Origin of the sequence: Haemophilus paracuniculus (assembly GCF_002015115.1) — a bacterium.
Taxonomy (GTDB): Bacteria; Pseudomonadota; Gammaproteobacteria; order Enterobacterales; family Pasteurellaceae; genus Haemophilus_E; species Haemophilus_E paracuniculus.
Genome location: NZ_MUYA01000008.1, coordinates 164,736 through 187,615 on the forward strand (window position 1 = coordinate 164,736; position 22,880 = coordinate 187,615).

Genomic DNA, 22,880 nt, shown 5'->3' on the forward strand with positions numbered 1-22,880 from the left:
CGTCGGATATTGGTAAAAGAAAAGCCTATCAAATGAATGTTTGATAGGCTCTTATGCTATAATCAATCCAATGCCTTTGGGGCAGAGGCGGATCTGCTGAAATCAGTCCGCCAGTTCGCACCTGTCGGGCTGTTTTAGTAGATCTTTACGTTCAACTTTATCGTGGAGATAAAAATATGAAACGCATTATTATGTGGTTCATCATTATTCTACTTTGCCTGCTATTAAAGGGTAGCACTACTGGCTAGGTAGATTTGCTGCAAGGAACGGTTACCGCCGTTCCTTGTTTTTTATTCTATGCTAAAAAGCGAATAAGATCAAAACTTTATAAAATTTGCTTTGTATCGTTAGCATTAGAGAATAAACCTACTCAAATCCTCATTCTCAACCACGTCATTCAACGCTTCGGCGACATATTTTTCGTCAATTACGATTTTTTCGCCTTTGCGTTCGCTGGCATCGAATGAAATGCCGTCCATTAGGCGTTCGAGGACGGTGTGCAAACGTCTCGCTCCGATGTTTTCGGTTTTTTCGTTCACACGGAATGCCGATTCCGCAATGCGACTAATGCCATCTGGGGTAAATTCGATTTCTACGCCCTCGGTTTTCATCAACTCACGATATTGCAAGGTGAGCGAAGCATTTGGCTCGGTTAAAATTCGCTCGAAATCGTTTTTGGTGAGGGATTTTAATTCCACACGAATCGGCAAACGCCCTTGTAATTCTGGCAATAAATCAGACGGTCGAGCCACTTGGAACGCCCCTGAACAGATGAACAAAATATGGTCGGTTTTGACCATTCCGTGTTTGGTATTAACCGTTGATCCCTCAATAATCGGCAACAAATCACGCTGCACACCCTCACGCGACACATCGCCGCCCGAATGTTCGCCTTTTTTGCAGATTTTGTCGATCTCATCAATAAACACAATGCCGTGCTGTTCCACCGCTTCAATCGCTTGATCTTTCAGCTCTTCGGGATTGACCAACTTCGCCGCTTCTTCATCGATCATCACTTTTAACGCATCTTTGATTTTCAATTTGCGTTTTTTGGTTTTGTTCGGCGAAAAGCCCTCAAACAGTGATTGCAGCTGCGAGGTCATCTCTTCCATTCCTGGTGGGGTCATAATTTCCACGCTAACGGGGGTTGCGACATCAATTTCGATCTCTTTCTCGTCCAACTGCCCCTCACGCAATTTTTTGCGGAAGATTTGACGGGTTGAGGCGTTGTCGCTCTCTTGCACATTGCCCCACTGATCTTTGGCGGGCGGTAGCAACACGTCTAAAATGCGATCTTCCGCCGCTTCTTCGGCACGAAAACGATTTTTTTCGACCGCTTGCTGACGAACCAATTTCATCGACACATCGGTCAAATCACGAATGATCGAATCCACTTCCTTACCCACATAGCCGACTTCGGTAAATTTGGTCGCTTCCACCTTGATAAACGGGGCGTTGGCGAGCTTCGCCAAACGGCGAGCGATTTCGGTTTTACCCACGCCCGTCGGTCCGATCATCAGAATGTTTTTCGGGGTAACTTCTTGACGCAACGCCTCTGGCAGCTGCATTCTTCGCCAACGGTTACGCAGGGCAATCGCCACCGCACGTTTGGCATCTGTTTGTCCGATAATGTGAGCGTCTAATTCCGACACAATTTCACGAGGGGTCATTGACATTGTTTTATTCCTTATTTTGTTTTTGGGATTTGAGATCCCGATAATTCTTTTTTATGTTACTTTCTTTACTTGTGTAAAGAAAGTAACCAAAGAAAGCACACCCGAACATTTTGCTGATGTTTCGCTTTTTTCTAATTTCTACGAACGATTTGTAAACTCGCCAGCAAGCTGGCTCAAACAGTACAAATCGTTCTTGAAATTGACGAAAACGCTCAACGCAAAATGACGGGGGAACGCTCTCTCTGATTTATAAATTGTGCTTTGATTTTGATATAGTAAAATTTTTTAAAATCCTACCCCTTGTATGGCTACACTTCTTCAATAACGTGATTGTGGTTAGTGTAAATATCAATATCGCCTGCGATTTTTAAGGCTTCGCTGACAATCTCTTTGGCGGAAAGGTTGTTTTCGGTACGCAACAACGCAAGGGCGGCTGCTTTGGCGTAGTTGCCACCCGAGCCAATCGCCAGCACGTCAAATTCTGGTTCGATCACATCGCCCGAACCCGATACCAACAAAAATTCGCTCTCGTTCGCCACGATCATCATTGCCTCTAAACGGCGAAGCGAACGTTCGGTTCGCCACTCTTTGGCGAGTTCCACCGCCGCTCGCACCAAATGCCCTTGATGCAATTCCAATTTTTTCTCGAACAGATCACGCAAAATAAAGGCATCGGCGGTTGAGCCAGCAAAGCCCGTTACCACCTTGTCTTTATACAGACGGCGAACTTTACGCACCGTGCCTTTTTCCACGCACGAACCCAAAGTCGCCTGCCCATCGCCGCCAATCGCCACTTTGCCATCTTTACGAACGCATACAATCGTTGTCATTTTCAATCCTTTATTTTTAGAAAAACTGGGCGGTATTTGAGGACGACAACGGCAAAAATCAAGGGCAAGGGGTGGGATTGGTGGAAATTTTCGATTAACTTACCGCTTGCATTGCAAAAATGCGATCCAGATCGCAAAACGGGATTGGTTTTTTCGGTAAAATAGCGACTGTTTTTACAGAGGAAAATGCAATGAAAGCCACACTAGACGAAATTTTAGCCACCGTAAAATCGAACGGTTTAACTTGCCAACAGAAAGCGATGATTTTAGCCAATATCGCCGAGCGGTTGTTTGATCCGCGTGAGCTGTTGGGCTACACCGATGAGGAATGGCACTATATTGAAAATCAGATGATTTGCGATTTGAACGAGGGCTATGCGATTTACCGCCCTCGTTATATTTTGCCTGATTTTAATGTCTATTTGGAAAAAGGCTGTCAATTTCTCGATCTGCCTGTGCCACAAACCCTTGATGAGGTGCTGGACGGCTTGTTGATTATTTATTCTCACGTTCCTTCGATTACCACTTTCCCTGTCTATATTGGGCGTTTGGATCTGTTGCTCGACCGTTTCATCACAGACGAGGAGCAGGATTACATCAAGATCAAACGCTTCCTTAATCATATCGACAAAACCATTCCCGATTCATTCTGCCACGCGAATATCGGACCGTTCGACACCAAAGCAGGGCGGTTGATTTTACGGGCGGTGATTGAGTTGGAAAATCCAACCCCGAATATGACCATTCGCTACGATAAAACCAAAACCTCACGGGAATTTGCCGAGCTTGCTGCCAAAGCCTGCTTATTGGTGTCGAAGCCTTCGTTCGCCAATGACCACTACTACATTGAAGATTTGGGCGAGCAATATGGCGTGGCGAGTTGTTACAATGCTCTGCCTGAATGTGGTGGGGCTTATACCCTCACTCGCCTACGGTTGGGGACGATTGGGCGAGCCTGTCAAAGCGTAGCGGAAATGGTGGACGAACTGTTGCCGAAAGTGGCGAAACTTGCCCTTTCCACAATGGACAAACGGCACAAATTCCTTGTGGAAGAAAGCAACTTTTTCGCTACGGATTTCTTGGCGAAAGAGGGCTTTATTCAGCGAGAAAACTTTACCAGTATGATTGCGATTGTCGGTTTGGCGGATGCGACCAACCACTTGCTCAAACAAGAGGGGCTAAACGAAACCTTTGGGCAGAGCGAACGAGGCGACCAAATTGCGACAATGATAATGGACAAACTGCAAGAGATTGTGAACGATCATCAAGGGCTTTATGTGGAACGCACGGGCGGTCGCTACCTGTTGCACGCCCAAGTGGGGGCGAGTATGCACGAGGAAGATAAGGCGAACAACCCAGCCCACCGCGTGCGAGTGGGGCAAGAGCCGACTTTGCTCGCCCACCTCAAACAATCCGCCCCATTCCATAAGTATTTTCCGTCTGGCACGGGTGATCTGTTTGCCTTCGATCAAACCTATGTCGATCATCTTGATGCGGTGGTGGATATTATTGACGGAGCGTTCGCCCTCGATTATCGCTACATCACCACCTATCTCAAAAACACCGATTTAATTCGGGTTACGGGTTACCTCGTCAAGAAAAGCGAAGTGGAGCGTTTTCGCAAGGGCGAGGCGGTGTTACGAGATACCACTTGGTACGGCTCTGGCACGGACGAATGTGCCAGCGTATTTGACCGCCAACTGCGTGATGAAAAGGATGTGAACGCCTAATTTGCAAAAATTTCGCCGAAAATGACCGCTTTATCTGAAATCTTCGTGCCGTTGCACCGCATTATTCCCTTTTCCAATGTTGAGGGGCGGGGCAACCGCACCAGCATTTTTCTGCAAGGGTGTAAACTCAACTGCCTTTACTGCCACAATCCCGAAACCATTGCACGCTATTCCGAGCAGGCAAAGCTGGTGAGCTTGCAATTTCTGTTTGAGCAAGTGATGTCCGCCGTGCCGTTTATTCGGGGCGTTACCGTCTCGGGCGGCGAGCCGACCATTCATCACAAAAAATTAGTGCCGTTATTCAAGGCGTTGCAAGCGGAGGGATTAACCTGTTATTTGGATAGCAGCGGTTTTTTCGATTACGAAGCAACCGCCCCGCTGATTGCCGTTACCGACAAATTTTTGTTCGATCTCAAAGGCGAGGGGGTAGGCTTGCAAACCCTCTGTTTTGATCGTAAAAATCAGCAAGGCATTGTGCCGAGCCAAATTATCCCGACCAGCCTGCATATCAAAGCGGAAAATCTGAACCGTAATTTATCCAACCTTGCCCGACTGCTACCGCAAGACAAAGTGGAAGAAATCCGCCTTGTGTTTCTCAACAATTTTTTTGATGCCAAAGCCCTGATCGAAAAAGTCGCCCAACTGCTCAAACCTTATCCCCACGTCCTACTCAAAATTATCCGCGTCCACACCAAAGGGGCAAGGGACAGCGAGGGCTTAATCCCTTATGTGCCAACGGTTGAACAGGTTGATGAATTGGCGGAATTTGCCAAAGCGATAGGCATAGCCAACATCAGCGTAATCTATTGATTTACAAGGAAATAATGAAATAAGCGGTCAGATCCAAAAAAATTTCAAATCTGACCGCTTGGTTTAGGTTATTTGGCTTTTTTGCATTGTGCCAAAATGTCTAACGCGGGGTTGTAGGTGTTAGAGGTTTTGGGGTCGATGTCCATTATGCTGAACATTGTGTGGAACAGGTTATCCTGCGAGAACGATTCGGTTTTGGCTTTGGTTTGCAAGCAGTCAAAATCGAAGCCCTCGTTTTGGCGGAATGCTTTTGAGAACCACATTGTCATCGGCACTTTGGTTTGGGTGGCTGGGGCAATCGCATAAGGGGCTGAATGTAGATAAATGCCGTCTTCGCCGAGGGATTCGCCGTGATCGGAAATGTAGTAAACGGTGCTTTCCCAATTCTCTTTATTTTCAAGGCGTTTGATCACGTTGTTGATAAATTGGTCAATGTACAAAATGCCGTTGTCGTAGGTGTTCACGATCTGTTGCGGGGTGCAACGGTTGATTTCGTTGGTTTGGCAATCGGGCGTGAACTGGCGATATGGCTCGGTGTAGCGTTCATAATAAGTCGGACCGTGATTGCCCATTGTGTGCAGCACGAGCAAAATATCTTGCTGGCTCTCTTCGGCGAGGGCTTTATCCAATTCGGGTAGCAGAATGTTGTCCAAACATTCGCCCGCACGGCAGTATTCGGCGGTCTCTTTTGAAATTTCGATAGTTTTCACCCGCTTGCAAACGCCTTTGCAGTCGGTGCTGTTATTGTACCAACGCACATCAATACCTGAACGTTGAATGATGTCGAGAATGTTGTCCTGTTTTTCGGCTTTGTATGGCTCGTAATCGGCACGGGTGAACGAAGAAAACATACAAGGCACGGATGCAGCGGTTGCCGTGCCACAACTAGAAACATCGGTGAAGTTGATGATTTGATCGCCCCGTTGAGCGAGGTTCGGCGTGGTTTGGCGAGCGTAGCCATTCAAGCCCCAGTTTTGGGTACGGGTGGTTTCGCCTAGCACTAGCACGGTAACGTGGCGGAAGCGGTCGGTTTTGGTTTGTTTGATGTTTGGATCTTGTTCGGTGTAAGGCAGGTTGGCTTGTCGCACTTCTCGCACCTTGTTAAAGCTGGACGCCACAAAATTAGACGGCACAATCAGATGGGTGAGGGATTTATTGTTGCGGAAAAACGAGGCGTAATCTTGATAGAAAAATTTGGCAATCGCAAGAACGCCGATCACACCAATCACAATCACCGCAAGGCGGGTGCGTAATTCTTTCCAAAACGGTTTATATTCCACTTTCACCAACAAATATAGCACCGCTGGCACAATCCCAAAACCAATCAGCCACATCGTACTCGAAGCATTGACGAGCCGAGAGGCTTCCGCTGGGGTGGTTTGTAAAATGTTGTCGATCATTTCGGTATTGAAATAGACCCCATAAAAGATCGAATTATAATTCGCCGCCGCACTTAAAATCAGCAAGAGCGGAATGATCACTTTATGGATAATCGGCATTGATAGAATTTGAAACACCACCAAAAGCCCGAAAAAGAGAGCGACGGGAATGGTGTAGAGAAAGTAGGTTGCAGGCTCGTTGGTGAGCGGTTGCAGGGTTAAAATTTCGCGATAAAACGCATAGTTCATCACGAGCGAGAAATAGAGTGCCAACAGCACCACTAATGTGGTGGACGAAAGTGTCCAACGGGGGCGTAAAAGTGCCATAAAAGTCCTTAAAAAATGGGAAGATTTATGCCAAAAAAGACAACGTGGAAAATAAAAAATTCTCACTCAAAATAAAAATAATACCCCTTTTTAAAACAAGGAATTTGGCGGCTAAAATGGCAATGAAATAAAAAGGAATTTAAAGGTTTTTTATCAAATAAAACAATAAATTAACATTATCGTTTTTTTTTTTGAGCAGTTGAAAATTACCCTGCTAACTGCCCTGATTTTTTGCGGTCAAAAAGCCGTTAAAATAACGGGGTTTGAGATAAAAATGGGGGGATAAATGTTATTGCTCGATTATGCGAATGAATTGCGGATGAAAAATCCCACACGGCGGATTATTCCATTTGAGTTTGACAATCAATCTTACATTATCAAGCAACCCGAACAGCCGAGTGCGGTGATGCGTTGGCTGAAAGGTTCGCCGCAAAAAGCCTTTCAGCGAGAGGTGGATCGCTTGAAAGAATTGATGTCGCTCAACGCCCCGATTCCAAAAATCTATCAGCTCGATCAGGGTTTTATCCTAATGGAAAACGGCGGGCAAAGCGTGCGGGATTGGCTGAAATCCGCCATTTCCAACGAACAAAAACAGCAGATTTTAAACGATGCCGCCAAAGCCCTCGCTCAATTACACGAGCAAAATCTCGTTCACGGTCGCCCTTATTCAAAAGATATTTTATGGAAAGAGGGTAAAATTTCCTTTATTGATTTTGAGGCATCGTCCCATTCCAAAAATCTAACCTATAATAAAATCAGGGATAATTTATTATTTATTTACGGTTTATGTTGTGAAAATGTGCCGTTGGATCAAATCAGAAAAATGCGAGATATTTTCGCCGCCAATGAAAACCGTGAAGTTTGGCAAAAAACCGTTCATTTTATTGAGCAATATAAATTTGTTTATTATTTATTGTTGCCATTTAAATTTATGGCGAAAAAAGATTTAAAAGGCGTTTATGGTTTATTTCAAGTTTTTGCCAAATAATGAAAAAGCGATCAAATTGATCGCTTTTTTTCATAATGATACCGCTTGCGTTAGCCGCATTGCGACAGGCTTACCCTCGCAACATTCCACTTCCGCCAGATAGGCTAAGGCTTGCACCCCAGCCTTTTGAGCGAGTTCAAACAGCTCGGCATATTTGGGGTCGATTTGCTTCGCCACCTCAAAACGCTCGATCCCTGTGTGCAAAATCGCAAAGAAAATCACCGCTTGTTTGCCTTGTTCCGCAAGGTTCGTCAGCTCTCGCAGATGTTTCTGCCCCCGTTCCGTTTTGGCATCGGGGAACATTCCCAGCCCATTTTCGGTGAGCAAGGTGGTGGATTTCACCTCGACAAAACACTCTGCAAGCGGTGGCTTTCGCAATAAAAAATCGACACGGCTATTTTCCACGCCATATTTCACTTCGGGCAGAATTTCGTCAAACTCGACAAGTTCCGCAATCCATTTCTGTTGCAACGCCTCGCCCACCAGCTCGTTCGCTCGTTGGGTATTGACGCAAATAAAATGCCCTGCTTGGGTTTCGGTGAGTTCCCAAGTGTGGGCGTATTTGCGTTTGGGGTTGTCGCTGGTGGAAAACCACACGCGGTCGCCCTCGTTGGCACAACCTGTCATCGCCCCAGTGTTCGGGCAATGAATCGTAATCTGCTCGCCGTTCGGCAACAAAATATCGGCTAAAAAACGTTTATAACGGCGGATTAAAACGCCGTAGGAAATCGGTGGAAATTGCATCTTTCAATTCACTCAACGGTTGCAAGGGGTGGGATTGGCTCAAATTTCGTAAAATTCCAACGGCAAATCATCGGGATCGCGGAAAAAAGTGAAGCGTTTGCCCGTGAGGTCGTCAAGGCGGATCGGCTCGCAGGGAACGCTATTTTTTTCGAGGTAAGCCACCGCTTGATCGAGGTTGGCGACTTTGAACGCAAGGTGGCGAAGTCCGCAGGCTTCGGGCGTGGACTGTCGAGCTGGCGGATTGGGGAAGCTAAACAGCTCAATCTGCGAGCCGTCTGGGAATTTGAGGTCGAGTTTGTAGCTTTGGCGTTCGGCTCGGTAGGTTTCTTCGATGATTTTCGCCCCTAAAATTTGGGTGTAGAAATGTTTAGATTTGGCGTAATCCGAGCCGATAATTGCAACGTGATGAAAGCCGAGAATGGGGGTCATTGGGTGTCCTTATTGAATTAGTGTGGGAAATTCAAAAGGGTTGAGCAGTTTGATCTTCAACCCTTGAAAATCTTTGGTATTACGAGTAACCAGCGTTAAATTGTGAGCCATTGCGGTGGCGGCGATTAACGCATCGTTATAAGAGCGTTTGTTGGGAATATGCAATTCCGCACACAGCAAGGCGATTTCGCTGGTAACGGGCAAGGTGCGATCTTGGTAGAGTAGGATCAAGGTTTTTTGATACCAATCTTCAAGCATTTTGCCCTGCGTAGGATCTTTCCGCATTTTTAACAGCCAGCCGATTTTCACTTCCATTAGCGAAATCACGCTGATGCAGGTTTGCGAGGGCGGAATTTGTGCCAACCACTTTTGCACATTCGGATCGATTAAGCCCTTATCGAATTTGCGTAATTCCGCCAGAATGTTGGTGTCGAGTAAGTATTTCATTCGTCAAACAGTTCCTCATAGCGAAGATTCCAATCTTTGTCGTCTCGTTTAATTTCAAATACCTCATCAGGCAAATCTGACGCAGGGTGGTTACGACCAGAAAAGTATTCGGCGAAGCTCATTTCTTTGGTTTGAGGTTCTGGGGCTTGATACTGCTGAAACTGCTCATAACTTAGCACCACATTGGTAATTTTGCCCCGTTTGGTGATGTAAACGGGTTCGGTTTCGGCGACTTTCAGCACCTTGCTTGACCCTTGATTAAACTCGCGTGATGTGATGATTGCCATATTTCCCCCTTTGGGTTGTTAAATTGTAGTAATGTTACTACATTGATCGTTTTTAGTACAACTTATTTTTACCCAATCGCAAAGTTTTGCAAAAAATCTTTCAAATCTGACCGCTTGCGGTATCATTTTGCCCTTTATTTTTGTGTGAAATGATGAGTGAGACGTGAAAAAATTGCAGTTTCCGCTTGCCCAATCTTCCCCGAATAAGCCGTTTGCCAAGGCGGTTTTGGCGTGGTTTGAGCGGTATGGGCGTAAGCATTTGCCGTGGCAGGCGAACAAAACCCTTTACGGCGTGTGGTTGTCGGAAGTGATGTTGCAACAAACGCAGGTGGCAACGGTGATCCCTTATTTTGAGCGGTTTATCGCTCGTTTTCCGACCGTTACCGATTTAGCAAATGCCTCGCTAGACGAAGTGTTGCACCTCTGGACAGGCTTGGGCTATTACGCTCGGGCGAGGAATTTGCACAAGGCGGCACAACAAATTCGGGATCAGTTTGGCGGCGAATTTCCCACCGATTTTGACGAGGTGCTGGCGTTGTCAGGCGTGGGACGAAGCACCGCAGGGGCGATTTTGTCGTCCGTGCTGGACGCACCGCACCCGATTTTAGACGGCAACGTCAAGCGGGTGCTTTCTCGCTATTTTGCGGTTGAGGGCTGGTCGGGCGAAAAGGCGGTGGAAAATCGTTTGTGGGATCTCACCGCTTGCGTTACGCCAAGCTCGCAGGTGGCGGATTTTAATCAGGCGATGATGGATTTGGGGGCGATGATTTGCACCCGCACCAAGCCAAAATGCTCGCTCTGCCCCCTCGAAAAATCTTGCGAGGCGAACGCTCGTCAAGCGTGGGCGGATTTCCCTGCCAAAAAGCTGAAAAAAACCTTGCCCGAACGCCAAAGCTATTTTTTGATTTTGAAACAAGGCTCAAAAGTATTGTTGCAACAGCGAGAGGCGAAAGGCTTGTGGGGCGGATTATACGTTTTCCCGCAATTTGAGGATTTAGCAGCGATCAAGCGGTGGCTTTTGGCGAAAAATCTGCAAATTTCGCAACAATTAACCGCATTTCGCCACACGTTTAGCCATTTTCATTTGGATATTTTTCCGATTTTGGTTGAACTTCCCCTTTCGCCGCAAAATGAATTAAAAGTGGCAGAAAATCGGGGAAATTATCGCCTTTCGGTATCTTCCGAAGCGGATTATTGGTATGATCTCGCCTTGCCGAGTGAAATCGGGCTGGCAACGCCCGTGAAACGAATCCTCGATGAGTTAATTTTTTCAATTTAAGGAAACCCAAATGGCACGCACCGTATTTTGTGAGTACCTCAAACAAGAAGCCGAAGGCTTGGATTTTCAACTTTACCCAGGGGAATTGGGTAAACGCATTTTTGATTCGATCAGCAAACCAGCGTGGGCGGAATGGATTAAAAAACAGACAATGCTCGTCAATGAGAAAAAATTAAATATGATGAACCCTGAACACCGCCAACTGCTTGAAAGCGAAATGGTCAGTTTTTTGTTTGAGGGGAAAGATATTCATATTGAAGGCTATGTGCCGCAAAAATAAGGTAATTCAATGAAGAAGTATGCAAAATATTTGGCAGTGTTAGCCATTATTCCTTTCCTTGCCTCTTGTGGTAGCGACACCAAAAGCACCAGTAAAAAAAGTCGCACCAAAGCGGGCGGCACTTATAAAGATACCAACGGTTTGGACATTCTCACGGGGCAATTTTCGCAAAACATTGACGAAATTTGGGGCGTGAATGAGCTGTTGCAAGCCAGCCGTAAAGACTATGTGAAATATACGGATAAATTCTACACCCGTAGCCACATTTCCTTTGAAGACGGTCAGATCACGATTGAAACCTTAGGCGATCAAAACCGCTTGCGTAATGCGATTATCCACACGCTCTTAATGGGTGGCGACCCTGCGGGGATCGACCTTTTCGCCTCGGGCGACACGCCAATCAGCGACCGCCCGTTCTTGCGTGGTCAGGTGGTGGATCATTTCAGCCGTGAAATCTCAAACGTGGCGATTGCCAACGATTTTGCGACCTACCTGATTCAAAATAAAACCAAAACTCGCCGCTTGCAAAACGGCAAAACCGTTACTTACGTTACGATTGAGATGATCGCCAACCACGTTGAAGTGCGTGCGAGAGCCTATTTGCCGATTGTGCGTAAAATGGCGAAACGCTACGGCATTGATGAAAGCCTGATTTTGGGGATTATGGAAGTGGAATCGGCGTTCAACCCTTATGCGGTAAGCTATGCGAATGCGATTGGCTTGATGCAGGTTGTGCCACGCACCGCAGGGCGTGATATTTTTGCTCGTAAAGGAATGAGCGGACAACCAAGCCGTGAATACCTCTACCACCCAGAAAATAACGTGGACGCAGGGACGCTTTACCTCACTATCTTGCGTGATGAATATCTGGACGGCATTACCGACCCAACTTCCAAACGCTACGCAATGATTTCAGCGTATAACAGCGGTGCTGGGGCGGTGTTACGCGTGTTTGACCGCGATAAATATGCGGCAATTGATCGCATTAACGAACTCTCGCCAGACGCGGTGTATCGCATTTTAACCACCGCTCACCCGTCCTCGCAGGCTCGCAACTATTTAATAAAAGTAAGCAAAGCCCAAGAAAAATACCGCCGCGTGCGTTAATTTCATTCGCAAAAATGTCTTAATCGAAAGATTGAGGCATTTTTTTCAACAAGCGGTCGGATTTTGCGAAATTTTTCACAATCTACCCGCTTGCAACGGGTTTTTTATGGCACGAAAAATCTTGCCAATGGGCGATTTTTTCCGCCCAAAGAATGTAAAAATGTTGTAAAAATACCCGATATGCACAAAAAACTAGCTTTCAACGCATTTTTTCAGATTTTTTGCAAAAAACGTTTGACGAGCCGAAACGAAATCCGCATAATACGCCCCGCAAACGACGAGATGCCTCGATAGCTCAGTCGGTAGAGCAGGGGATTGAAAATCCCCGTGTCGGTGGTTCGATTCCGCCTCGAGGCACCACTTAAATTGCAAAGTGCTATTCCTCCTTAGTTCAGTCGGTAGAACGGTGGACTGTTAATCCATATGTCGCAGGTTCGAGTCCCGCAGGAGGAGCCATATTCATAGCCCCGATGAGAAATCATCGGGGTTTTTCTTTTTTCGCATTTCATAAATTTTCCAAAATCCTATCCCTTGCGGTTTGCCTTTCTGCAAATTTTCTAGCTGATACAATGTTTGGTTGTATTTTGTTCAATTAAATTTTACTTGCTTGACAATTGTTTTTTTTTTTTACAATTCGGTAAGTTTAACTAAGTTTTGTGAGGCTTCTATGAATTTGAAATTTTTATGTATAGCCCCTTTTGTTTTTGGGGTTACAGGTTGTAGTTCTTTTAGTTCTCTTTATTTGCCAAAAGCAACAGGGCAAAGCGATGCGGAAATTGCTCAACGCCGTGCGGAAATTCGTGCAATGGAAATGCAAGACTATCGAGATGAGCGTAAAAAACGTCAAGATGCCATTGAAGATTTGGGTACAATGGAAATGAACCGTGCTAAGGCAATCAATAAATCAAGAGAAAACTCAAGTAAACAAAAAATTTATATCATTCGTTAATTTATGAGGGAAACCAAAATGAAAAAATTATTGATTGTTTTAGGTATGTCAGCATTATTAACTGCTTGTGCAGGAACAGAAGATATTAACGCATCTCGTGGGTTAAATTCTTCTCGTGTTACCAAAGCTGAGTTGGATCAATATAACAAGCAACGTGCAAATGAAATTGCGGAATCTCAAACCCAAGCAGCCAAAGCACAAGGCTATTCAGAAACTATCCGTCAAGGTTCATCAGCGGTTCAATCTGTAATGGGTGCGGTAAGTTCAATTCGTGGTGTATTTGGATTTTAATTTTTCATAATGTCTCAAAGCCATTTCAACAGAAATGGCTTTTCTTTTGTGCTTATCCCCCAATCCCCCCGATTATTTTGTATAATGCCCCACATTTTCCGCTGACAAGCGGTCAGATTGTTAGAAATTTTTGCACATCGAGAAAATTATGTTTGAAAACCTTTCCGAACGATTATCGAAAACCCTTCGCAATATCAGTGGCAAGGGGCGTTTAACCGAAGACAATATCAAAGACACCCTGCGTGAAGTGCGTATGGCGTTATTGGAAGCAGACGTGGCGTTGCCCGTGGTGCGTGAGTTTATCAATAAGGTCAAAGAGCGTGCGATTGGGGTGGAAGTCAATAAAAGCCTCACCCCAGGGCAAGAGTTCGTCAAGATCGTCCAAAACGAGTTAGAACAAGCAATGGGCGAGGCGAACGAGAGCCTTAACCTCGCCACCCAACCGCCTGCGGTGATTTTAATGGCGGGTTTACAAGGGGCGGGTAAAACCACCTCGGTGGGGAAATTGGCGAAATTCCTCAAAGAACGCCATAAGAAAAAGGTGTTAGTGGTGTCTGCGGACGTTTACCGCCCTGCGGCGATCAAGCAACTTCAAACCCTTGCTGAAACCCTCAATGTAGATTTCTTCCCAACGGAAACCAGCCAAAAGCCTGTGGAAATTGCCGAAAATGCGTTAAAACACGCCAAGCTCAATTTTTTTGATGTGTTGATTGTCGATACCGCAGGGCGTTTGCACGTGGACGGCGAGATGATGGAAGAAATCCAGCAGATCCACCAAGTGTTGAATCCGATTGAAACCCTCTTTACGGTGGATGCAATGACGGGGCAAGATGCGGCGAACACGGCAAAAGCCTTTAATGAAGCATTACCGCTCACTGGCGTAATCTTAACCAAAGTGGACGGCGATGCACGAGGCGGTGCGGCGTTGTCGATTCGTCAAATTACAGGCAAGCCGATTAAATTCCTCGGGGTGGGCGAGAAAACTGATGCGTTAGAGCCGTTCCACCCTGATCGAATTGCCTCTCGCATTTTGGGAATGGGTGATGTGCTGTCGCTGATCGAAGATTTAGAGCGTTCGGTAGATCGTGAAAAAGCGGAAAAAATGGCACAAAAATTCAAGAAAGGCGATGATTTCACCCTTGAAGATTTCCGTGAACAGTTGATCGAAATGAAGAAAATGGGCGGAATGATGTCGATGCTCGACAAATTACCAGGGGCAAAAAATTTGCCCGACCACGTTAAAAATCAAGTGGATGACAAAATGTTCGTCAAAATGGAAGCGATCATCAACTCAATGACCCTCAAAGAACGTGCTAACCCAGACATCATCAAAGGCTCACGCCGCCGCCGAATTGCTCTTGGCTCAGGCACGCAGGTGCAAGACGTAAATAAACTGCTCAAACAGTTTGACGAAATGCAACGTATGATGAAAAAAATGCGTAAAGGTGGAATGGCGAAGATGATGCGAGGAATGAAGGGGCTGATGGGCGGCGGACTTGGTGGCTTGGGCGGAATGTTTGGGCGTTAGGTTTCAACTTTTATTCTCTGCAAGCGGTCAGATTTTAAAAAAAATCTGACCGTTTTTTATTGAAATTTTTCAAAATCCCACCCCTTGCAAGCTAAATTCTGAGGCAATAAAAAACCACCTTTCGGTGGTTTTTTGTGAATGAGATGATTATTTTGCTGGCTGTTCGTTTTCTTTCGGGGCGAAGCCAGATTTGATGCCTTTCATATCAGGTAAATCGTGGGCGATCCCTTTGTGGCAGTCGATACAGGTTTTCCCCTCTTTTTCCGCCATTGCGTGCATTTTCGCGGCCACGTTTTTCTGTTGGGTAAAGTCCATATCTTGGAAGTTATGGCAGTTGCGGCACTCTTGCGAGTTGTTGGCTTTCATTCTTGCCCATTCACGTTCCGCCATTGCCAAACGGTGAGCTTCAAATTTTTCTTTGGTATCGACTTTGCCTGTGAGGTAAGCATAAACCTCTTTACTTGCTTCAATTTTACGAGTCCATTTCGGAATGAACTCTTTCGGTAAGTGGCAATCGGAACAGATTACTTTCACGCCACTGCGGTTATTGTAGTGTGGTGAAGCACGATATTCCGGCACGACATCATTCATATGGCAACTGGAACAGAATTTTTCCGAGTTGGTGTATTCAAGGGCAACGTTAAATCCGCCCCACAATAAAATCCCAGCAAGGGCGGCGGCGACCACAATGAAGCCTACGCCAATTTTGCTCGGGGTGCGGAATTTCGTCCAAAAGGCTTTGATCAGCTTGAACATTATTTACCCCCAAAACCTTTGGTTGGTTCAAATTGGTTTTCGATGATCGGATCAACATCAGCTTGTGGAACGTGGCATTGTAAGCAGAAATAACGGCGAGGCGAGGTTTCCGCCGATACGTTGCCTTGACGATCCATAAAGTGAGTTGGGCTAATGCGAGGTGCGCCGGTGGTGCGGTAGTTTTCGACCCCGTGGCAGTTTAAGCATTGGTTGGTGTTTTTGGTAACTTGGTAGCCTTTTACGCTGTGCGGAATCATCGGCGGTTGATTCACATAGTTCAAGCCGATTTTGCCGTTATCCTTTGGCATATTTTCAAAGGCTGGGGCGGTGCTTTCTGCACCTTCGGCAATGCTTGAACCCACTTTTTCCACTGCAAAGCTAGACACTGCAAGGCTTGCAAATAATAGGGCGAGATATTTTTTCATTGTTCACTCCGTTAAAAATTAGCAGTTTTTGACCGCGATCTCACGTTTGAAACGTGTGCTGAGGCTAAAAACTTGTTCTGCACAGACATCAATACAACGTCCGCAACTAATACAATCAGGGGATAACACGATGGTGCTATCTTGGGGCTTGCCGTTGAGGGGCAAGCGTAATACTTGGGGTTCGGGGCAGACGTGGAAGCAATCCATACAGCGGTCGCATTTGGCTCGGTCGGTAACTTTAATTCGCACGAGGCTTTTCGCCCCGATCACGCCATACATCGCCCCAATCGGGCAGAGATGACCGCACCAGCCGTGTTCCACAATCAGCAGATCGAATAAAAACACCGCCGCCACCAGCCACAGGGTTGCCCCCAGTCCGAACACAAAGGTGCGACCGACTGCTGCCACGGGGTTGATCCATTCCCACAACAGCGTGCCTGAAATGGCACTGCCGACAAGGATCATCGCCAAAATGCCGTAGCGTAACGAGCGAGGCAGTTTTGCCGATTGGCGGATGCCGAGTTTGCGTCTTAGCCACGCAGCGAGATCCGTTACCACATTCACAGGACAGACCCAACCGCAGAACACTTTGCTCGCCAACAAGCCGTAGCAGACGATAATCACGCCCGCCCCGACTAAGGTTTTCCACTCGGGCAAGTAGCCTGTGGCGAGGCTTTGTGCCACGATCAGCGGATCGCTTAATGGGATGACGTCCAACAACAGGCTGGCACTGTAATTGCCTTTTAAGATCCACAGATTCCAAAACGGACCACTTAAAAACATCAGCACAATGCTGAGTTGGCTTAATCGGCGAAGGATCAAAAAGCGGTGGGCTTGCCACCAGCCGAGTTTTTCAATCGCTTCTTTGCCAGCTTCTTTGAGTAGGTTTGCCATTATTGCCCCCCTGCCCCGTTCGAGCCGTTTAAGCCGTCTGAACCGAATAAGCCCGATTTTCCGCCTTGACCGCCTAATCCGCCAAAACCTTGTGGCACAAGGGTTGGTTCAGCAGGTTCGGTTGGATTAGCGTTTTTTTCCGAAAATCCTACCCCTTGTTGAGGGGCTTTTTGCTTGGCTTTGTTCGCTTTTTCCTGCTCTTGCCAGCTTAACCGATAATGTTTGCCCAACATTCCTTTGGCGAGCGAGATTGGCAACACCTTAATCGCCGCCTCTTCCAGCACGCAGGCTTCTTCGCATTTGCCACAGCCCGTGCAAGCGTCCGAATGGACGGTCGGGATAAATTTGGCGTGCTTGCCTGAACGCTCGTTGCGTTGCATTTCGAGGGTGATCGCCTTATCAATCAGCGGACAAACCCGATAGCATACATCACAACGCAAGCCTTGCCAGTTCAAGCAGGTTTCTTGATCCAACAACACCGACAAGCCCATTCGAGCATCGTCAATGTTGGTTAAATTTGGATCTAACGCACCGCTTGGACAAGCCTTGACGCACGGAATATCAGGACACATTTCGCACGGTTTATCGCGAGCGATAAAATAGGGCGTGCCAGCCTCAACGGGCGACAGCAAGGACGCCAAATGCAACATCTCGTAAGGACAGGCTTGAACGCATTGTCCGCACCGCACGCAAGCGGCGGCGAAATCTTTATCATCGGCTAACGCCCCAGGGGGACGCAACGCTACCCCTTGTCGGGCAAGGCTCTGCTGTTGCTGTAAGCCTAAAATAATGCCCACCCCACAAACCCCAGCCACGGTACGCGTAGCGTTTTTCAAAAACTGACGGCGGTTTGGGTCGAGTTTCAAGGTTGATCCTCTCTATTCTTATCTGCCCCCGCTTGCGGGGGAAGTACCGCCGTTAGGCGGGGTAGGGGGATCAAGCGGTCAGTTTGGTAAAATTTTTCGCAAATCCTACCGCTTGCCCCCTTCGGTTTCGCTTCGCGCAACCACTTCCCCCGCGAGCGGGGGCAGATCATTCTATTACTACGCTTGAATTACGCCTTAACCACTTTCACCGCACATTTTTTGAAGTCGGTTTCTTTGGAAATTGGGTCGGTGGCGTCAAGGGTGAGTTTGTTTACTAATTGTCCTGCATCGAAGAACATTGTAAACACCAAGCCTTGTGGCACTTTGTTACGACCACGGGTATCAAGGTGCGAAATCATTTCCCCACGGCGAGTGATCAATTTCACTTTGTCGCCGTGGCGTAAACCACGTTCTTGGGCATCCGTTGGGTGCATATACACGAGGTTGTTCGGGAACGAACGGTGCAACTCTGGCACGCGGCGTGTCATTGAGCCAGAGTGCCAATGTTCCAGCACACGACCCGTTGAGAGCCATAAATCGTATTCCGCATCTGGGGCTTCCGCAGGTGGCTCGTATGGCACGGCTAAAATGATCGCTTTTTTGTCTGGATAGCCGTAGAACGCCACGCCTTCGCCCTCTTTCACATAAGGGTCGAAGCCTTCACGATAACGCCATTGGGTCTCTTTGCCGTTCACTACTGGCCAACGCAAGCCTTTCACTTGGTGGTAAACATCGAAGTCGGCGAGGTCGTGGCCGTGTCCGCGACCGAAAGTCGCATACTCTTCAAACAAGCCTTTTTGAATGTAGAAACCGAAGTAATCCGCTTCATCGTTCAACTGACCTTCCACTTTCGGGAATTTGTTTACGTTGCCGTTGAGGTACAACACATCGTAAAGGGTTTTGCCTTTAAATTCTGGGTTGGCAGCGAGTAATTCTTCTGGCCATACTTCGTCTGTTTTGAAGTATTTAGAAAACTCGACTAATTGCCACAAGTCTGATTTTGCTTCACCTGGGGCTTTTACTTGTTGGTGCCAGAATTGGGTACGGCGTTCGGCGTTGCCGTAGCCACCCTCTTTTTCCACCCACATTGCGGTTGGTAAGATCAAGTCCGCAGACAAGGCGGAAGCGGTCGGATAAGGGTCAGAAACCACCACGAAGTTACGCTCATCACGCCAACCTGGTAAACGCTCGCCGTCAATGTTCGGGCCGCATTGCATATTGTTGTTACACATTACCCAGTAGGCGTTGAGTTTGCCGTCTTTTAAGGCACGGTCTTGTGCCACGGCGTGTAAGCCCACTTTTTCTTGCACCGCCCCTTTTGGTAATTTCCAAATTTGCTCGGCGGTTTCACGGTGTTTCTCGTTGGTAACCACTAAATCCGCTGGCAAGCGGTGAGCAAATGTGCCCACTTCGCGAGCCGTACCACAAGCGGACGGTTGCCCTGTTAAAGAGAATGGACCGCAACCTGGTTTAGAAATTTTGCCTGTGAGCAAGTGAATGTTGTAGATCATATGGTTCGCCCACACGCCACGCGTATGTTGGTTGAAGCCCATTGTCCAGAACGACACCACTTTTTTGTTCGGATCGGCGTAAAGTTTCGCCAAAGATTCTAATTGATCTTTCGGTACGCCCGACATTTCCGCTGCTTTGTCTAGGGTAAATTCCTTGACGGTCGCTTTATATTCTTCAAAATCGCTGTCGAACATTTTGCCTGCGGTGTCGGCATTTTTCGCCGCTTTTTCAAGCGGATGATCTGGGCGTAATCCGTAGCCGATGTCCGTTTGACCGCGTTTAAATTTGGTGTGTTTTTGAATGAAATCTTGATCGATTGCATTATTTTCGATCAAATAGTTCGCAATATAGTTCAAAATCACTAAATCGCTGTGCGGTTTAAACACCATTCCGTTATCGGCAAGTTCAAAGGAACGATGTTGGAACGTAGAAAGCACCGCTACTTTCACATCTGGGTTGGATAAACGGCGATCAGAAATACGCGACCACAAAATCGGGTGCATTTCCGCCATATTTGAACCCCAAAGCACGAAAGCATCCGCTTGCTCAATATCATCGTAACATCCCATCGGCTCGTCCATACCAAAGGTACGCATAAACGCCACCGCCGCCGACGCCATACAATGGCGAGCGTTCGGGTCGATATTGTTAGAGCGTAAACCTGCTTTGAACAGTTTCGATTTCGCAATCCCCTCGAAAATGGTCGATTGACCCGAGGTAAACATACCCACGCCGTTCGGGCCTTGCTCTTTCAAGGCTTTTTTGAATTTTTCCGCCATAATGGTGAACGCTTGATCCCACGAAATTGGGGTAAATTCGCCGTTTTTGTCGAATTTGCCGTCTTTCATACGCAACATCGGGGCGGTCAAGCGGTCTTTTCCGTACATAATTTTCGGCAGGAAGTAGCCTTTAATACAGTTCAAACCTTTGTTCACTTCCGCTTCTGGGTCGCCCTGCGAAGCCACTACGCGACCGTTTTGCGTTCCCACTAAAACGCTACAACCCGTACCGCAGAAACGGCACGGGGCTTTTTGCCACTTAATGCTGTTATCTTCGGCGTAAACGCTTTTGACGGGAATGGTAATCCCCGCCGCAACGGCTGCGGCAGCCGCCGCATTTGCCTTCATAAAATCTCTACGATTCAGTTCCATAACAATGTTCCCACATTCAAATTAAAAAACTAATGTTGTTCGTCTTGATGACTATAAATCAGCGACACCACGATCACACCGTCAATGTCTTTGATCTGTTCCATTTGCTCGACCAAGGTGCGTTGGAAATCGCTTTCCATTACCACCACGAGCTTGCCTTCTTCGGGCTTTTCGCCGTGAATTTCGGTCAGCGGCATCGCCAGTAACGCCGCTTTCACGCTTGCCAGCTTTTCAGGGCGAGCTTGCACCACAAGGCTACACACATACCAATTCCCCGCAACGGGCGTTTGGTCTAACTTATCGGCTACATTTCGCATTTTGTTGAATTTTTCTCTTTTTATGCCGTTACAAGCGGTCAGTTTGGCGAAAATTTTTGCGGATCGGCAAGGCGGATCGACTGATTCGGACACACCGCCAAACACGCCCCACAACCGTTACAACTCGCCATTTCAAACTGCAACGCCCCACCGCCAATTTGACGGCGAAAGGCAATCGCACGGCTCGGGCAAGCGTCTTCGCAACTGCGACATTCCACCTGATGTTGCACCAAACAACTCGGCAAAATCTCAATTTTGTGCGACCACGCCGCTTCACTCACAGGGCGAAAAACGCCCGCCTCACATGCCTGCACGCAGGCTTGACAAAAACTGCACTCGCCCCGCCCACGGCTAAAATCGACTTCGGGAAATCCCCCCGCCCCACGCACCAAAATCTGCGTTTCACACACCGCCACACAACGGTCGCAAGCGGTGCATTTTTCTAAAAAATCCGCCAAATTCGCCCACGGCGGACGAATGGCGTGATGACCTTGTTGCTTTACCTGTTCGCTTTTCAAGGCATTTAAAAAATGCCCCCGCAAAAAACTACGGCGAGGTAAATTGGTTTCGGTTAAATTACCCAAAAATACCTCTTCATTCTCACTTCAAAAAAAGTGGGCGGATTATATCACTCGCAAAATGTTATTAAATTGTATCTTTAAGTTAAAAAACATTTATTTGATATTCGTCAAAAAAATTGAAATCCGTTTTATTTTTGAGGGATTTGCAAGGGGTGGGATTTTTTGAAATTTCTCTCTTGTAATTACCCTCTCCCTGATATTTCTTCTGAACGAAGAAATATCTGTCCCTCTCCCACTTGTGGGAGAGGGTTGATAATTTGGCTTGATTAAAAACTCTCTCCCGCAAGCGGGGCGAGGGGTAAATATAGTTAAAAGGATAAAAACTCTCTCCCGTTCACGGGAGAGAGACAGCTTGAAATACGTTCAGTATTTCAAGCAGAGAGAGGGGAAAATTACGTAAAATCTATCCGCTTGCCCCGCTTTCTAAGAAAAATATGCTACAATTCGCCCCTTTTTGTATTGAATGAGAACGTGAAACAACGTTAGGAACAGTAACGTGGAAAAGAATTTAGTCGAATTTTTAACAACCACCCTCGATGATTTAAAAGCCCAGCAGATTGAAACCCTTGATGTGAAAGGCAAATCGAGCATTACCGATGCGATGATTATTTGTACGGGGACGTCCAGTCGCCACGTGGCTTCGGTGGCGGATAAGCTGATCGAGGAAGCGAAAAAGGCGGGGGTTGAGGTGTTTGCCTCTGAGGGCAAGGCGGTTGCCGATTGGGTGGTGGTCGATTTCGGGCAGGCGATTGTGCATATCCTGCAACAAGAGAGCCGTGAGATGTACCAACTCGAAAAATTGTGGGCGTAAGCGGTAGGATTTTCGATGAAAATTCAACTGATTGCGGTCGGCACCAAAATGCCTGCGTGGGTAACTACGGGCTTTGAGGAATATCAACGCCGTTTCCCGAAAGATATGCCGTTTGAGCTGATTGAAATCCCTGCGGGTAAGCGGGGCAAAAATGCCGATATTAAGCGAATTTTAGAGCAAGAGGGCAAGGCGATGTTGGCGGCGTGCGGTCGGGGCAAAATCGTTACCCTTGATATCCCAGGGAAGCCGTGGACGACCGAACAACTCGCCACCCAACTGGAAAGTTGGAAAAATGACGGGCGAGATGTCTGCCTGTTGATCGGCGGCCCTGAGGGGTTATCCCCTGAATGCAAGGCAGCGGCGGAACAGAGCTGGTCGCTCTCGCCTTTGACCCTGCCGCACCCCCTCGTGCGTGTGGTGGTGGCGGAAAGTTTATATCGTGCGTGGTCGCTTTCGACCAATCACCCTTATCATCGTGAATAAGAA

At 47.2% G+C, this 22,880-nt stretch carries 24 protein-coding genes, 2 tRNA genes and 1 pseudogene; 13 read left to right on the top strand and 14 right to left on the bottom strand.

Annotated features, from left to right (window positions below):
* Positions 1-353: 353 nt before the first annotated feature.
* Both hslU and hslV read right to left on the bottom strand, forming a co-directional pair.
* Positions 354-1,676, bottom strand: a complete 1,323-nt coding sequence (hslU, locus tag B0187_RS07110; protein ID WP_078237169.1) for an ATP-dependent protease ATPase subunit HslU — start codon at positions 1,674-1,676, stop codon at positions 354-356.
* A 308-nt stretch (positions 1,677-1,984) separates the two neighbouring features.
* Entirely contained in the window at positions 1,985-2,506 is a 522-nt protein-coding gene (gene hslV / locus B0187_RS07115) for an ATP-dependent protease subunit HslV (RefSeq protein WP_078237170.1), read from the bottom strand.
* A 191-nt stretch (positions 2,507-2,697) separates the two neighbouring features.
* On the opposite strand from hslV, the gene B0187_RS07120 reads away from it, so the two are divergent.
* A complete protein-coding gene (locus tag B0187_RS07120) occupies positions 2,698-4,236 on the top strand; it encodes a YjjI family glycine radical enzyme (protein ID WP_078237171.1) in 1,539 nt (512 codons plus the stop codon).
* Positions 4,237-4,257: 21 nt separating this feature from the next.
* Positions 4,258-5,046: a 4Fe-4S cluster-binding domain-containing protein gene (locus B0187_RS07125; RefSeq protein ID WP_078237172.1), complete on the top strand. Its 789-nt coding sequence runs from the start codon at positions 4,258-4,260 to the stop codon at positions 5,044-5,046.
* A 68-nt stretch (positions 5,047-5,114) separates the two neighbouring features.
* On the opposite strand, the gene B0187_RS07130 is transcribed toward B0187_RS07125, so the two are convergent.
* Positions 5,115-6,752, bottom strand: coding sequence for a phosphoethanolamine transferase (locus B0187_RS07130; protein WP_078237173.1), 1,638 nt, complete (start codon positions 6,750-6,752; stop codon positions 5,115-5,117).
* Positions 6,753-7,038: 286 nt separating this feature from the next.
* Here B0187_RS07130 and B0187_RS07135 point away from each other — a divergent pair, with 286 nt between their 5' ends.
* Positions 7,039-7,740 carry a lipopolysaccharide kinase InaA family protein gene (locus B0187_RS07135; protein ID WP_078237174.1) on the top strand — a complete coding sequence of 234 codons (702 nt, stop codon included), beginning with the start codon at positions 7,039-7,041 and terminating at the stop codon, positions 7,738-7,740.
* 30 nt (positions 7,741-7,770) lie between these two features.
* On the opposite strand, the gene sfsA is transcribed toward B0187_RS07135, so the two are convergent.
* Genes sfsA through B0187_RS07155 form a run of 4 tightly spaced genes read right to left on the bottom strand, consistent with a single transcriptional unit; the run spans position 7,771 to position 9,647 of the window.
* A complete protein-coding gene (gene sfsA / locus B0187_RS07140; protein ID WP_078237175.1) occupies positions 7,771-8,484 on the bottom strand; it encodes a DNA/RNA nuclease SfsA in 714 nt (237 codons plus the stop codon).
* A gap of 39 nt (positions 8,485-8,523) precedes the next feature.
* Positions 8,524-8,913 (bottom strand): SMU1112c/YaeR family gloxylase I-like metalloprotein, encoded by a 390-nt coding sequence (gene gloA2, locus B0187_RS07145; protein WP_078237176.1) that lies wholly within the window; start codon positions 8,911-8,913, stop codon positions 8,524-8,526.
* Positions 8,914-8,922: 9 nt separating this feature from the next.
* Positions 8,923-9,360: a type II toxin-antitoxin system VapC family toxin gene (locus B0187_RS07150; RefSeq protein WP_078237177.1), complete on the bottom strand. Its 438-nt coding sequence runs from the start codon at positions 9,358-9,360 to the stop codon at positions 8,923-8,925.
* Complete coding sequence (locus tag B0187_RS07155) at positions 9,357-9,647, bottom strand: type II toxin-antitoxin system Phd/YefM family antitoxin (protein ID WP_078237178.1); 291 nt, start codon at positions 9,645-9,647, stop codon at positions 9,357-9,359. Before B0187_RS07155 ends, B0187_RS07150 begins: the two co-directional genes overlap by 4 nt.
* A 163-nt stretch (positions 9,648-9,810) precedes the next feature.
* On the opposite strand from B0187_RS07155, the gene mutY reads away from it, so the two are divergent.
* From mutY to ffh, 8 genes are all read left to right on the top strand, one after another.
* On the top strand, positions 9,811-10,926 hold the full coding sequence (mutY, locus tag B0187_RS07160; protein ID WP_078237179.1) for an A/G-specific adenine glycosylase: 1,116 nt from the start codon (positions 9,811-9,813) through the stop codon (positions 10,924-10,926).
* 10 nt (positions 10,927-10,936) lie between these two features.
* A complete protein-coding gene (locus tag B0187_RS07165; RefSeq protein WP_078237180.1) occupies positions 10,937-11,206 on the top strand; it encodes an oxidative damage protection protein in 270 nt (89 codons plus the stop codon).
* 9 nt (positions 11,207-11,215) lie between these two features.
* Entirely contained in the window at positions 11,216-12,313 is a 1,098-nt protein-coding gene (gene mltC / locus B0187_RS07170; protein WP_078237181.1) for a membrane-bound lytic murein transglycosylase MltC, read from the top strand.
* Between the two features lie 284 nt (positions 12,314-12,597).
* Positions 12,598-12,673, top strand: a tRNA-Phe gene (locus B0187_RS07175).
* 20 nt (positions 12,674-12,693) lie between these two features.
* Positions 12,694-12,769, top strand: a tRNA-Asn gene (locus tag B0187_RS07180).
* Between the two features lie 211 nt (positions 12,770-12,980).
* Positions 12,981-13,262 (top strand): hypothetical protein, encoded by a 282-nt coding sequence (locus tag B0187_RS07185; protein ID WP_078237182.1) that lies wholly within the window; start codon positions 12,981-12,983, stop codon positions 13,260-13,262.
* An 18-nt stretch (positions 13,263-13,280) separates the two neighbouring features.
* On the top strand, positions 13,281-13,553 hold the full coding sequence (locus tag B0187_RS07190) for an NGK_0946 family protein (RefSeq protein ID WP_078237183.1): 273 nt from the start codon (positions 13,281-13,283) through the stop codon (positions 13,551-13,553).
* Between the two features lie 148 nt (positions 13,554-13,701).
* Positions 13,702-15,081, top strand: coding sequence for a signal recognition particle protein (gene ffh / locus B0187_RS07195; RefSeq protein ID WP_078237184.1), 1,380 nt, complete (start codon positions 13,702-13,704; stop codon positions 15,079-15,081).
* Between the two features lie 147 nt (positions 15,082-15,228).
* On the opposite strand, the gene B0187_RS07200 is transcribed toward ffh, so the two are convergent.
* The 7 genes and pseudogenes from B0187_RS07200 to napF form a co-directional block, all read right to left on the bottom strand.
* Positions 15,229-15,828, bottom strand: coding sequence for a NapC/NirT family cytochrome c (locus B0187_RS07200; protein WP_078237216.1), 600 nt, complete (start codon positions 15,826-15,828; stop codon positions 15,229-15,231).
* Positions 15,829-15,836: 8 nt separating this feature from the next.
* Positions 15,837-16,262 carry a nitrate reductase cytochrome c-type subunit gene (locus B0187_RS07205; RefSeq protein WP_078237185.1) on the bottom strand — a complete coding sequence of 142 codons (426 nt, stop codon included), beginning with the start codon at positions 16,260-16,262 and terminating at the stop codon, positions 15,837-15,839.
* Between the two features lie 18 nt (positions 16,263-16,280).
* Positions 16,281-17,156, bottom strand: coding sequence for a quinol dehydrogenase ferredoxin subunit NapH (napH, locus tag B0187_RS07210; protein WP_078237186.1), 876 nt, complete (start codon positions 17,154-17,156; stop codon positions 16,281-16,283).
* Positions 17,157-17,337: 181 nt separating this feature from the next.
* Positions 17,338-18,022: pseudogene (gene napG / locus B0187_RS07215) on the bottom strand (ferredoxin-type protein NapG); the annotation flags it as partial.
* Between the two features lie 188 nt (positions 18,023-18,210).
* On the bottom strand, positions 18,211-20,685 hold the full coding sequence (napA, locus tag B0187_RS07220; protein WP_078237187.1) for a nitrate reductase catalytic subunit NapA: 2,475 nt from the start codon (positions 20,683-20,685) through the stop codon (positions 18,211-18,213).
* Between the two features lie 29 nt (positions 20,686-20,714).
* Positions 20,715-21,002, bottom strand: a complete 288-nt coding sequence (locus tag B0187_RS07225; RefSeq protein WP_078237188.1) for a chaperone NapD — start codon at positions 21,000-21,002, stop codon at positions 20,715-20,717.
* 38 nt (positions 21,003-21,040) lie between these two features.
* Entirely contained in the window at positions 21,041-21,586 is a 546-nt protein-coding gene (gene napF, locus B0187_RS07230) for a ferredoxin-type protein NapF (RefSeq protein ID WP_078237189.1), read from the bottom strand.
* Between the two features lie 493 nt (positions 21,587-22,079).
* Between napF and rsfS the strand changes: the two genes are divergently transcribed.
* The gene (rsfS, locus tag B0187_RS07235) at positions 22,080-22,394 is read left to right on the top strand and encodes a ribosome silencing factor (protein ID WP_078237190.1); all 315 of its coding nucleotides are present in this window, start codon (positions 22,080-22,082) and stop codon (positions 22,392-22,394) included.
* 15 nt (positions 22,395-22,409) lie between these two features.
* Entirely contained in the window at positions 22,410-22,877 is a 468-nt protein-coding gene (gene rlmH / locus B0187_RS07240) for a 23S rRNA (pseudouridine(1915)-N(3))-methyltransferase RlmH (RefSeq protein WP_078237191.1), read from the top strand.
* Positions 22,878-22,880 lie beyond the last annotated feature (3 nt).